General features: G+C 72.4%; 9 protein-coding genes. 5 read left to right on the top strand and 4 right to left on the bottom strand.

What is annotated here, in order from left to right; genetic code table 11:
- Positions 1–34: 34 nt before the first annotated feature.
- Positions 35–997, bottom strand: a complete 963-nt coding sequence (locus ASF17_RS03280; protein ID WP_082475004.1) for a carbohydrate ABC transporter permease — start codon at positions 995–997, stop codon at positions 35–37.
- A complete protein-coding gene (locus ASF17_RS03275; protein ID WP_055795176.1) occupies positions 994–3,036 on the bottom strand; it encodes a beta-galactosidase in 2,043 nt (680 codons plus the stop codon). Before ASF17_RS03275 ends, ASF17_RS03280 begins: the two co-directional genes overlap by 4 nt.
- A 231-nt stretch (positions 3,037–3,267) precedes the next feature.
- On the opposite strand from ASF17_RS03275, the gene ASF17_RS03270 reads away from it, so the two are divergent.
- Positions 3,268–4,287: a LacI family DNA-binding transcriptional regulator gene (locus ASF17_RS03270; protein WP_055795174.1), complete on the top strand. Its 1,020-nt coding sequence runs from the start codon at positions 3,268–3,270 to the stop codon at positions 4,285–4,287.
- A 169-nt stretch (positions 4,288–4,456) separates the two neighbouring features.
- On the opposite strand, the gene phoA is transcribed toward ASF17_RS03270, so the two are convergent.
- Positions 4,457–6,436, bottom strand: coding sequence for an alkaline phosphatase (phoA, locus tag ASF17_RS03265; protein ID WP_055795172.1), 1,980 nt, complete (start codon positions 6,434–6,436; stop codon positions 4,457–4,459).
- 265 nt (positions 6,437–6,701) lie between these two features.
- Between phoA and ASF17_RS03260 the strand changes: the two genes are divergently transcribed.
- Complete coding sequence (locus ASF17_RS03260) at positions 6,702–8,105, top strand: MFS transporter (protein ID WP_082475003.1); 1,404 nt, start codon at positions 6,702–6,704, stop codon at positions 8,103–8,105.
- 186 nt (positions 8,106–8,291) lie between these two features.
- Entirely contained in the window at positions 8,292–9,593 is a 1,302-nt protein-coding gene (locus ASF17_RS03255; protein ID WP_082475002.1) for a PP2C family protein-serine/threonine phosphatase, read from the top strand.
- Positions 9,594–9,695: 102 nt separating this feature from the next.
- Here ASF17_RS03255 and ASF17_RS03250 read toward each other — a convergent pair whose 3' ends face one another.
- Positions 9,696–10,562 carry a hypothetical protein gene (locus tag ASF17_RS03250; RefSeq protein ID WP_055795168.1) on the bottom strand — a complete coding sequence of 289 codons (867 nt, stop codon included), beginning with the start codon at positions 10,560–10,562 and terminating at the stop codon, positions 9,696–9,698.
- A 240-nt stretch (positions 10,563–10,802) separates the two neighbouring features.
- Between ASF17_RS03250 and ASF17_RS03245 the strand changes: the two genes are divergently transcribed.
- Together ASF17_RS03245 and ASF17_RS03240 are read left to right on the top strand one after the other, a co-directional pair.
- Positions 10,803–11,468 carry a hypothetical protein gene (locus ASF17_RS03245; RefSeq protein WP_055795164.1) on the top strand — a complete coding sequence of 222 codons (666 nt, stop codon included), beginning with the start codon at positions 10,803–10,805 and terminating at the stop codon, positions 11,466–11,468.
- A gap of 61 nt (positions 11,469–11,529) precedes the next feature.
- Positions 11,530–12,435, top strand: coding sequence for an endo alpha-1,4 polygalactosaminidase (locus ASF17_RS03240; protein WP_082475001.1), 906 nt, complete (start codon positions 11,530–11,532; stop codon positions 12,433–12,435).
- Positions 12,436–12,447 lie beyond the last annotated feature (12 nt).

The following is a 12,447-nucleotide window of genomic DNA, read 5'->3' as shown; positions in this document are numbered from 1 at the left end:
AACGACTGGGCGGGACGAATGGGCGCGTCGACGGTCACTGGTCGGCCTTCCGCTGGGTCAACCGGAGGAAGCCGATCGAGAGGATGAATGTCGCGACCGCGAGGACGACGCTGAACGCGGCGGCGAGGTTGAAGTTGGGCACCGACGACGTCGAGTAGACGAGCATGTTCGGCGTGAAGGTCGACGAGATGGTCGACGTGAACTGACGGAAGACCAGGGGCTCGGTGAGCAGCTGGAGGGTCCCGATCACCGAGAACACGGCGGTGAGGACGATCGCGGGGATGACCAGCGGGATCTTGATCGCCACGGCGATGCGCCACTGCGACGCCCCGTCGAGTCGGGCGGCCTCGTAGATCTCGGTCGGGATCGCCAGCAGCGACGAGTAGATGATCAGCATGTTGTAGCCGACGAAGACCCATGTCACGACGTTCGCGATGGCCCAGAGGACCGTGCCGCCGTCGAGGAGTCCGACGCTCGAGGTGACCGCCGAGAACGGCGAGAGGCTCGGCGAGTAGAGGTAGCCCCACATGATCGCGGCGATGACGCCGGGCACGGCGTACGGCGCGAAGAACGCGAGTCGGAAGAACCGCTTGCCGCGCAGCAGCGGCGAGTCGAGCAGCAGGGCGAACAAGAGGGCGAGGAACAGCATCACCGGCACCTGGACGACGCCGAACAGGAGCACCCGGAGGATCGACGCCCAGAACTCGCTGCTCTCGAAGACGAGCGCGTACTGCGTCAGACCGCCGAAGACCTGCGTGGGGGCGCCGAAGGTGCCCTCGCGCTCGATCTTCTGCAGCGACTGGTAGACGGCGTAGAGGATGGGCGTGAGGTAGAACGCGGCGAAGAGCAGGCCGAAGGGCACGATGAAGATCGCGATGGCCTTGCGGTAGCGGAAGCCCCGGCGTCGGGTCGGCGCCTCGCGGCGGGGCGAGGGGTCGGACGGGAGCGACGCATCGGTCGTTCGGCGGCCTCGCGGGCGGGCGGGGGTGACGGTCATGATGCCTTCCTGTCCTGGCGGATGATGTGCGAGCCGCCCGCGGCGAGCTCGATGCGCCCCGAGACGTGCTGCTCGGAGACCAGGTCGTAGCCGGCGAAGTCGTGGAGCACGACGTCGTCGGAGTGGTTGAGGACGAACACCCACTCGTGCTGCTCGCCCACGCGGCGCACGACCTCGACGCCGGGGCGACCGGCGACGTCGCTGCGCGCGGCCACCCCGGCCTCGTCGACGACCCGGGCGACGAGGTCGCCGAGCGCAGCCGTGTCGAGCACGGTGGAGACGTACCAGGCGAGCCCGCGACCGTGGGGGTGGCGCGTGACGGCGGGGCGACCGGCGAGGTGACCCGACGCGTAGTCGAGGACGGCCTCGGCGCCGACGAGCTCGACGGGCTCGGACCAGAGACTGCCCGTGGCGCCCGGCAGGCCGCCGGCGAGCTCGACGGTGCCGCCGACCGGCAGCGGGGCGAACTCGTCGACCCGGACGCCGAGCATGTCGCGGAACGCCCCGGGGTAGCCTCCGGCCCGGACGCCGTCGGTCTCGTCGACGATCCCGCTGAAGAAGGTCACGAGGGCCGAGCCGCCGTCGGCGACGAACGCGTCGATCACCGCGGCGTGCTCGTCGCGCACCAGGTAGAGGCTCGGCACGACGACGAGCGAGTGGCCGTCGAGCGGGGCGCCGGGGGCGACGACGTCGACCGTGACGCCGAGATCCCAGAGGGCGCCGTAGAGGCGGTGGACCTGCTCGATGTACGAGAAGTCGGCCGTGGGGTGCGCCTCGAGGTCCGCCGCCCACCAGTTCTCCCAGCTGAAGACCAGCGCGACGTCGGCGACGACGCGCGAGCCGCGCAGCTCGCCGAGGCGCGACGACAGGGCGCCGAGCCGGACCGAGTCCTCCCACATGCGCGACGAGGTGCCGGCGTGGGGCAGCAGGGCCGAGTGGAACTTCTCGGTGCCCTTGACGGAGGCGCGCCACTGGAAGAAGCAGACGCCGTCGGCGCCGCGGGCGACGTGGGAGGCGGTGTTCCGGAGCATCTCGCCCGGTGCCTTCGTGAGGTTGCGGGGCTGCCAGTTGACGGCCCCCGTCGAGTGCTCCATGAGGATCCACGGGGCGCCGCCGGCCAGTCCGCGGGTGGTGTCGGCGGCGAAGGCCAGCTCGACCTCGGGGCGCTCGAGGCGGTGGTCGAGGTAGTGGTCGTTCGCGATGACGGCCATGTCGCCCGCCCAGGTCCAGTAGTCCTGGTTCCTGATGTGCGCGGCGACCATGAAGTTGGTCGTGATCGGCACGGCGCTGAACCGCTCGATGACGCCGGCCTCGGCCCGGTAGTGCTCGAGCAGGGTGTCGGAGCTGAACCGGTGGAAGTCGATCGTCTGCGCCGGGTTGACGAACGACAGGGTCGCCCGCGGGGGCAGCACCTCGGCGAAGGCCGAGTAGCGCTGGCTCCAGAAGGCCGTGCCCCAGGCGGTGTTGAGCGCGTCGACGGTGCCGTAGCGCGCCTCCAGCCAGGCCCGGAACGCGAGGGCCGACTCGTCGCAGTAGCAGAGGGCGTTGTGGCAGCCGAGCTCGTTCGACACGTGCCAGAGGCGCACGGCGGGGTGGCGGCCGTAGCGCTCGGCGGTGGCGCGGACGAGCTCGAGGGCGCGCTCGCGGAATACGGGCGAGCTGGGGCAGTAGGCCTGACGGCCGCCCGGCCAGCGCGTGGTGCCGTCGGCTGCGACGGGCAGCACCTCGGGGTGACGCGTCGTCAGCCACGGGGGCGGCGACGACGTGCCGGTGCCGAGGTTGACCCCGATGCCCGCGGCGTGGAGCAGCTCGATGACGGTGTCGAGGTCGTCGAACCGGAACCGACCGGGCTCGGGCTCGACGTGCGACCAGCCGAAGATGTTGATGGCGACGAGGTTGACCCCGGCCTCGCGCATCAGGGCGACGTCGTCGACCCAGGTCTCGGGCGACCACTGCTCGGGGTTGTAGTCGCAGCCGAAGACGAGACCGTCGAGCCCGAGGTCGAGCGCGGTCTGCTGCGGGAGGGTCTGGGTGAGCACGGGGCCTCGGCTTCGTCGGCGGGCGATCCCCCAGCCGACTCGAGGCCGGAGCCCTTCGTCTGTGAAGGTTCACACATGATGTCTGTGATCGTTCCCACATTCGCCGCTCGGGAACCGCGGCGAGTTTTTCTGGGAAGGTTCACAGAGTAAAACCCAGGCTCTCGCGTTTGTCAACATCACGGCCGCGCGACGACCGCGCCGGGGCGTTCAGGCTCGGCTAAGGTGACTCCCATGTCCGGTCCGAGATCCCCGAGACGCCGGGCCACGATCCACGACGTCGCCGCCGAGGCGGGCATCTCGCGAGGCACCGTGTCCCGCGTGCTGAACAACGAGCCGTACGTCTCGGCGCAGGCGCGCGAGGCCGTCGAGGCGGCCGTGGCGAAGGTCGGCTACGTGCGCAACGCCGCGGCCCGCAACCTCGTCACGCAGCGCTCGCGTGCCATCGCGCTGATCGTCCACGAGCCGCACTCGGTCGTGCTCGACGACCCCAACATCGGCAACATCCTGATCGGCACGAACGCCGTGCTCTCGCAGGCCGACCATCAGCTCGTCACCCTGATGATCGACTCGCAGCGCGACAGCGACCGCGTCATCGAGTACCTCCGCGGCGGTTTCGTCGACGGCGCGATCATCCTCTCGGCCCGCACCGGCGACCCGATCTCCGAGGCCGTCGCCGAGCTGCGTCTTCCGGCGTCGTTCGTCGGCCATCCGCCCGACGCCCCCGACATCCCCTTCATCGGCATCGACAACCGCGCCGCGGCCGAGGCGATCGTCCGTCGGCTGGTCGGCACGGGGCGTCGCCGCATCGGCATGCTCGCCTCGGGGCTCGACCGCGACTCGGGCGAAGACCGACTCGCGGGCTTCCGCACGGCGCTCGGCGAGCTCTTCGACCCCGACCTCGTGGTCCGCAACCCGTTCTACAGCTACACGGCCGGCGTCGACGGCATGTCCGAGCTGCTGCGCCGCGACCCGACGGTCGACGGGGTCTTCGCCGCGTCCGACGCCGTCGCGGCCGGCGCGCTCGACGTGCTGCACCGTCGCGGCATCGACGTGCCCGGCCGGGTCGGGATCGTCGGCTTCGACGACAGCTCATGGGCGCTGCGCTGCACCCCCGCGCTCTCGACGGTGCGTCAGCCCGCGGAGGACCTCGGCCGCCGGGCCGCCCAGCAGGTGCTCGACCAGCTCGGCGGCACCGACCGCCCCGGCGGAGTCCTGCTGCCCACCGACATCATGTGGCGCGACAGCGCCTAGCGGGCACTGCGCGCGACAGCGCCTAGCGGGCACCGCGCGCGACAGCGCCTGGCGGGCACTGCGCGCGACAGCGCCTGGCGGGCACGGCGCGAGACAGCGCGAAGCGGAGGCGACACCGCCGTGTTCGACGGTGTCCCCTTCGCTTCGAGTCCTCGAGATCCGGAGCGGGCTACAGCTGCGGCCCCAGGTCCCCGTTCGCCGAGGCGAGCTGCTGCTGGCGACGACGGCGAGCCACGAGCACGGCGCCCGAGACGACGAGCATCAGGGCGAGCACCAGCGCCGGCAGCGCCTCCGACCCGGTGAAGGCCAGCGGGCCGGAGCCGGCCGTGCCCGCACCGCCGGCGCTGCCGTCGTCTCCGACCGGCACGACGCCGGCCGGGTCGGTGGGCGTCGCCGAGGGGTCGCCGGGCGCCGGGGTCGCCGTCGGAACCGGCGCGACCGCGCCGTCGACGACCGCCACGACCGCGCTCGCGGTGACTCCCGACTGCACGCCGGTCAGGGTGACCGTCGCGTTCCCCGCCTCGGCGGGAGCCGTCGCGGTGAGCGTCACGGTGCCGTCGACCACGTCGGACAGACCGAGGTCGACCGGGTCGGCGCCGTCACCGGCGTCGAGGACGGCCCGCACCTGGCGGTCGCCGTTCAGCCCCGCGCCCGAGACCGTGAAGGAGGTCTCGGGTGAGACCTCGCTCGGGGCCGAGACCGTCGCGGCGGCGCTCAGTCCGTCGAGGTCGCGGTCGAGCTCGAGGGCGTTGCTGATCGTGAAGAAGTTGTCCGTCTGGTCGATGAGGCCGACCACGTTGCCGGCGCCGGGGCCGTAGCCCGCGACCCGCAGCTGCGAACCGGTGTGCTGCTGCGATCCGCCGGCCGCGGCCGTGCCGTAGGCGATCTTCATCGTGGTGCCGTCGACCGTGGTCAGCGCGGTGCTGAGCGTCGCGGGCGGCGTGCTGTCGACGATCTGGCTGGTGTGCGCGTGGTCGGCGGTGACGATGACCATCGTGTCGCCGTCGGCGATGGCGAAGTCGAGCGCGGCCCGCACGGCCTCGTCGAGGTCGAGCACCTCGCCGATCTGGCCGCAGGCGTCGGCGCTGTGGTCGCGCTTGTCGATCGACGCCCCCTCGACCTGCAGGAAGAAGCCCTGGTCGCCGGTGTCGAGCAGATCGATCGACTTCTCGGTGAGCGAGCGCAGCGAGAGGTCGGTCGAGAGGCGCTCGGGGTTCGGCGTGCAGGTCTGCGGCGCGAGGTCGGCCCCGCCGACGGTCGCTGTCGTCGCGGCGAAGCGCGTCGGGAAGTTGCCGTCGGTGAAGGTGCCGAGCACCGGGGCCGCCTGGCCGGCCGCGGCCACGGCGTCGAGGCCCGCGGCGTCGCGGACGATCTGGTATCCGCGGTCGGCCGCCTGGTCGAACAGGGTCTCGCCCTGCCACTGACCGGCGCGGGCGGTCTGCGTGAACGACGCCGCGCCTCCTCCGAGGGTGACGTCGGCACGGGTGCCGATGATCTGCTCGCTGATCGAGCCGAGACCGCCCTGGTCGAGGGCGTCGGCGCCGCACTGGGTCACCGAGTCGGGGCCGTAGCAGCTCCGCGCGGCGACGTGGGCGGCCTGCACGGCCGGCGTCGCGTCCTGCAGCTCCGCCGTCGACACGTTGCCGGTCTTCTTGCCGTTCGCTTTCGCGATCTCGAGCAGGGTGTCCTGCGGGACGCCGTCGATGTCGACCGAGATCGCGTTGTCGTACGTCTTGGTGCCGGTGGCCCAGGCCGAGCCGGTCGCGGCGGAGTCGGGCACGTAGTCGGGCTCGCCCTTGTTCGCACCGTCGCGGTACAGCGAGTACGTCGTGTACTGGCCGGTCAGCGGCAGGGCGTCGATGCCGGGCAGCTGCCCGCCGGCGCCGTAGGCGTAGTTGCGCGCCGAGGTGATCTCGGAGTCGCCCATGCCGTCGCCGATCAGCAGGATGACGTTCTTCGCGGGGCCGGCCTTCACCGAGTCGAGCAGCACCTGCGTGCTGTCGTCGATGCTGCGGGCGGCGCCGCCGTTCTCGGCGACGTCGGACGGCGTCGCCGCGGACGCGACGGCGGGGGCGAGGGCCAGGGAGGCGCTGATCGCCACCGCCCCCGTGATGAGGGCCGCGCGGCGGCGGCGGGTCGTGGGGGTCACTTCGTGCTCCTGCTCCAGGTGATCGACGGTGCGGGTCCACCCCTGATCGGGGGACCCCGTCAGTCGACCGGTCCGTCGTCAACAGCGCGTGTCCGCCCGGTGTCCGACGGGTGTCGGGCCACGGAACGCACTGCGCGCGCCGCAGAGTCGCACGATCCGCACCGACCTCGGCGGCGACGCGGCGGAGCGATTATCGTGGTCACTCGATGACCGACACCGCGCCTCCTCGACCCGGGACGGCCGTCGTGCGTCCGCCGGTCGTGTCGTGAGCACGATGTTCCGCAGCCTGTCGCTGTTCAACTACCGGCTCTGGTTCGCCGGGGCCCTGGTGTCGAACATCGGCACCTGGATGCAGCGCACCGCCCAGGACTGGCTCGTCCTCACCGATCTGACCGACGACGATGCGACGGCGCTCGGCATCACGATGGCGCTGCAGTTCGCCCCGCCCATCCTGATGGTGCCCATCACGGGGCTGATCGCCGACCGGTTCGACCGGAGACGGCTGCTGATGGTGACGCAGCTGAGCATGGGCCTGCTCGGACTCGCCCTCGGTCTGCTCGTGCTGACCGACACGGTCGAGCTCTGGATGGTCTACGTCTTCGCGCTGCTGCTCGGCGTCGCCGCGGCCATCGATGCGCCCGTGCGGCAGAGCTTCGTCTCCGAGCTCGTCCCGCCCGGTCATCTCACCAACGCCGTCAGCCTCAACTCGGCCTCGTTCAACGGCGCCCGCCTGATCGGCCCGGCCGTCGCGGGGGTGCTCATCGCGACGATCGGCACGGGCTGGGTGTTCATCATCAACGCCGGCTCGTTCGCGGCGGTGCTGCTGTCGCTGCGGTTCCTCCGGGTGGCGCAGCTCGAGCTGAAACCGGTCGTCTCGCGCGCGAAGGGCCAGATCAGAGAGGGGTTCCGGTACGTCCGCGAACGCCCCGACCTCGTGGTCGTCTTCGTGATGGTGTTCGTGATCGGCACCTTCGGTCTCAACTTCGCCATCTTCACGTCGACGATGGCGAGCGTCGAGTTCGGCACCGACGCGAGCGGCTTCGGCCTGCTCTCGTCGTGCATCGCCGTCGGCTCGCTGGTCGGCGCCCTGCTCTCGGCACGACGCGAGCAGCCCCGATGGCGCGTGCTGATCGCAGCCGCGCTCGCCTTCGGCGTCACCTGCCTCGTCTCGGCCCTCATGCCGTCGTACTGGAGCTTCGCCGCCGTGCTCGTCACGGTCGGGCTGTCGTCGATCACCCTCATGACGACCGCGAACGCGACCGTGCAGCTGACGACGGCACCGAGGATGCGCGGCCGCGTCATGGCCCTCTACATGGCGGTCTTCACCGGCGGCACGCCGCTCGGCGCACCGGCCGTCGGCTGGATCGCGAACGTGGCCGGCCCCCGCTGGGCCATCGGCGTGGCCGCCGCCTCGGGCTTCGTCGCCGCCGCCGTGGCGATCGTGTGGCTCGTGCGGGGTCGGCATCTGCGCGTGCATCGGGTGCTGCCCGACGACCCGGCGGTGGCGACGGGCGCGCTTCCCGTGGTGGGTGCGGGGCGGTTCCACTACACGCTGCAGCACGACGGCGACGCGGCCGGGCAGACCGCCGCTCGCGAGCGCGCCGCGCGCGAGGAGGCGGCCCGCGATCTCGGCCTGGACGAGGGGACCGCGACGGGTCAGTCGACCTGACCCGCGCCTCCTCGGCCGACGGTTCTGTCGACCCGCGCACTGGGGGCCTGCCGGTCCACCGCTCCCCTCTAGGCTGACCGATGAGGATGTCCCAGCATCTAAACTGGACGGACCTTTCCACCTCTTCGTGCGACGGGTACCACAGGCACGAAACGGACGGTCACCGCCGCCCGCCATGGAGGACGCATGTCGGATCAGAGCACCACCGGGCCTCGATCACGAATTCTCACCAGGGCCATCGAGCGCGTGCCCGCGAAGCGCGTGCCGTTCGTCAAGCAGTCGTTCATCGCCCTGCTGATCGCGCTCTCGGCCGTCCTCAGCGTCACCACCCCCTGGCTGATGGTCACGGACGCCCCCGTGATGTGGGCCGGCGTCGTGCTGGCCGTCGCCGCGTTGGGCTTCGCCGAGCTGATCGCCCGAGGCCACGTGTCCCTGCGATGGGAGCTGCTCATCCCCGGGTCCGGCTTCGTCGCCGTCGGGATGCTCCGTCACGGCACCGGCGACAGCCGCTCGGTCTTCTTGAACATCGTGATCCTCGCCATCGTCTGGATGGCGTCGCGCCCCGGTCGAGGACACGTGGTCTTCGCGATGATCGGCTCGCTGGTCACGCTGCTGATGCCGTTCCTGTTCGACCCGTCGGGCCCGCCGTCGAGCGAGGTCGTGCGGTTGGCGCTGTCGCTGATGGTCTACGGCACCCTCGCGGTCGCCGTGAACGAGCTGGCCCGGCAGGCCGAACTGCGCCTCACCCTGTCGCAGGCCCGGCGTCGCGCCGTGCAGGGCGAGCTCGACCGAGCAGCCGTGGTGCAGCAGTCGCTGCTGCCGCCCGACGCGTCGACGCTGCCCGCCTCCTTCTCGGTGTACGGCGCCTGCGTGCCGGCCCGCACCGTCGGCGGTGACTTCTTCGACTGGTACCCCACCGACGACGGCATCGCCATCACGCTCGGCGACGTCATGGGCAAGGGCGTCGGCGCCGGCATGATCGCCGCCGCCGTGCGCTCGGTCATCCGCAGCTCGGCCGACGAGCCCGACCCCGCGGCCGCCCTGCGGCGCGCCTCGGCCGGAGTCGAGACCGGAGCCGACATCGAGACGCAGTTCACGACGTGCTTCCATGCCCGCATCGGCATGGACGGGGTCATCCACTGGGCCGACGCCGGGCACGGCCTCGCCGTGCTGCGTCGCGCCGACGGCCGGGTCGAGCGTCTGCGCTCGCTGAACCTGCCCATCGGCATCGGCTCCGAGTGGACCACGTTCACCACGCAGGCCCAGGCCGGCGACACGCTCATCTGCGTCAGCGACGGCGTGCTCGACCTCTACGACGACGAGCTGGAGGCGGTCAACCGCTTCGAGGACCTCGTCCGCCGGACGCCGGGCGCGGCCGAGATCGTGCAGTCGATCGCGAACACGGCCGGAGCCGAGGAGCGCCCCGACGACGTCACCGTCATGGCGGCGACGTTCGAGCCGGCGCGCACCAGCCAGCCTCGCGCCTAGCAGGCGGCGCCGGCGACCCGCGCCGCCCGCCGCGACGGACGACCGGCGTCACCCGCCGAGAGGGCGACGCGCGTCGGGGACCGCGGGGGCTCCGACGGAGCTCTACCGGTCGAAGAAGTCGCTGAGCCCGGGGATCTGGAAGTTCGAGCCGAACTCGCTCGCCTGCTCGCCGAGACCGCTGGCCTGCTCGCCCAAGCCGCTCGCCTGCTCGCCGAGGCCGCCGACGAACTCCTCGCCGCTCGCGGCCAGGCCGTCGAGGCCCTCGAATCCGCCGGCGAACTGCTCGAAGTCGACGCCGTTCGCGAGCGCGTCGCCGAGCATCGGCGCGGCCACGGCGCTGAGGGCGGCGCCACCGGCCACGGCGACGGCCAGCCCGCCCAGCGCGCCGATGCCGATGCCCGCTGCGGCGCCGGCGCCGACCTTGCCGCCCGTGCTGCCGAGCACGCGCCTCATGAGTCCAGGGCGGGCGACCTCGCCGCGTGTGGCCGACCGGGCGAGGTCGGCGGGGCTGCTCGAGGCGGGACGGTCCGCCGGCGACTCGGCCGTCAGACGGGCGAGCACCTGCTCGCGCTGCTCGGGCGTCAGGCGCTCGAACGCGTCGCGGTGCACCTGCTCGAGCTGCTGCGGAGGTGCCGTCTGCAGCAGGTAGTCGTACTTCGCGAGGGCCTGACGGTCGGCCGCCGACATCGACGACCCGCCGCGCGAGGGGTTCCCGCCCTGGACCGGGACCCGACGAGGGTCGCCCTGACCCGCCCCGTACTGCTGGCCCTGCCTGCCCTGCACGCCGTACTGACCCTGCTGCCCCTGCCTGCCGTCCCCGCGGTCGTCGCCGGTCACCTTGTCGGAGACCTTGCGCACCATGTCGCGCCAGTCGGTCGAGCCCGAGCCCGACCCCGAGCCGCCGCGGCCCTGGTTCGAGTTGCCGAGCGCGCGGGCGGCCGCGCCGATGAGTCGTGAGAAGTCAGCCATGAGGCGATCGTGTCGGCTCCAGATCGGTAAAGCCCACGCATCGACCGTGCAACCGCCCGGAACGTGCGGGGTGTGCACGAGTCGGCGCGTCACCCGTCGCCGCCCGATCGTTACGCGGCGATCCCGGCCGGGGACTACATTCGCACCAGGAGAGCACGCCTTCGCGCGCCTCCTGAACCGATCCGCGAACGGAGGTGCCCCATGAGTCGAGCGAGCGCTGCGGTCACCGCAGGACTCACCATGACCACCGCCGGCGTGCTGGTCTCGGTCGCCTCCACGTTCCGTCTCGCGCAGATGGGACTCTTCGGCGACGACTACCTCGCGTTCACCGACCTCGACTTCGAGGCGGTCGCGTTCGCGCTGCTCGGTGTCGGTCTCGTCGTCGCCGGTCTCGCCCTCGCGCTCGTCGGGGTCGTCGACCGGACTCTCGGGGCGCTGCCACCCGGCTCCGACGGCACGTTCGACGACGACCCTGCCGAGGAGGCGCGACCCGCCACCTCCGACGCCCCCGTCGCCCCCGCGGACGGCTCGCCCGTCGACGCACCCCCGTCGAGCGTGCTGAGCGGGCCGGGGTCGGCCGACCGCCTCCGGGCACGAGGCGCCGCCCTCGCAACCGGCGCGGCGCCGTTGGCCCGATCGTCGTGGGAGCGCGTGCGCAGCACCGGGCGCACCGCCGGAGACGGCGTGCGGCGCGCCTCCGCCGCCGCCGCCGGGCTCGCGCGAGAGAACTCGCGGGCCCTCGGCGCCGCACGCGAGAGCGCGCGGTCGAACCGGGAGCGTCAGGATCTCGAGCGCGAGCAGGCCTCCGCCGAGGCGCGGGCGAGGTTCCTCGTCGCGCGCGACGCTCCGACCGCGGCGCCGACGTCGACGACCGCCGAGACGCCCACTCGCACGCCTGCGGGCTGACGCGCCGACGCTCACGGCACCTCGACCCTCCGACGGCGAGACGCTGACCTAGGCTCTGACCGTGAAGCAGTCCCCCGTCGTACCCCCTCCCGTCCGATCCGGCCGTCGGCGTCTCGACGCCCGGGGCCGTCGCATCGGGGCGGCCGTGCTGGCGGCCACCGCGCTCGTGCTCGGCGCGACCGCCTGCTCGGCGGGGGCGGGCGACGCGTCGACCCGCGCCTCCTCGTCCGACGCCGCCGACATCGCCCTGCCACCCGCGGGAGCCCGCTTCGACTACCAGCTGGGAGGCGCGTCGCCCGTCCCCGACGGAGCCGCCGTCGTCGCCCGCGACAGCACCGAGGCGCCCGCCGCCGACGCGTACGGCGTCTGCTACGTCAACGGATTCCAGACGCAGCCGGGCGTCGACTGGCCGCGCGACCTGCTCGTCCGTCTGCCCGGCGGCGATCCCCTGGTCGACCCGGGCTGGCCCGACGAGCACCTGCTCGACATCGCGACCGACGTGAACCGCCAGGCCATCGCCGCACGCCAGGCCGAGACGATCACCGCCTGCGCCGATGCCGGCTACCAGGCCGTCGAGTTCGACAACCTCGACTCGTGGACCCGATCGGAGGGCGCCTTCGACGAAGAGGACGCCGTGGCGTTCGCCACCCTGCTCGTCGCCGAGGCGCACGACGCCGGGCTCGCCGCGGCGCAGAAGAACTCCACCGATCTCGCGGCCCGGGGGCGCGACGAGATCGGCTTCGACTTCGCGGTCACCGAGGAGTGCGATCTGTTCGACGAGTGCGAAGCCTTCACCGACGTCTACGGCGGACTCGTCTTCGACATCGAGTACACCGACGACCTGCGGGGCACGGCCGACGAGGTGTGCGCACGCGTCGACGCACTCGACACCGCGCCGTCGACCATCGTGCGGGACCGCGACCTCGTGCCGGCGGACGAGCCGGGCTACTCGTACACCGCCTGCTGACCCGGGCTCGGC

The organism is Frigoribacterium sp. Leaf263, from assembly GCF_001422285.1.
GTDB lineage: Bacteria > Actinomycetota > Actinomycetes > Actinomycetales > Microbacteriaceae > Frigoribacterium.
Note: the sequence above shows the minus strand (reverse complement) of the source record. Positions and strands in the feature narration are given on the sequence as shown.

Coding starts and splice junctions, on each gene's coding strand:
- ASF17_RS03280 (WP_082475004.1), bottom strand. CDS start 997: ATGACCGTCACCCCCGCCCGCCCGCGAGGCCGCCGAACGACCGATGCG.
- ASF17_RS03270 (WP_055795174.1), top strand. CDS start 3,268: ATGTCCGGTCCGAGATCCCCGAGACGCCGGGCCACGATCCACGACGTC.
- ASF17_RS03255 (WP_082475002.1), top strand. CDS start 8,292: ATGTCGGATCAGAGCACCACCGGGCCTCGATCACGAATTCTCACCAGG.
- ASF17_RS03250 (WP_055795168.1), bottom strand. CDS start 10,562: ATGGCTGACTTCTCACGACTCATCGGCGCGGCCGCCCGCGCGCTCGGC.
- ASF17_RS03245 (WP_055795164.1), top strand. CDS start 10,803: ATGACCACCGCCGGCGTGCTGGTCTCGGTCGCCTCCACGTTCCGTCTC.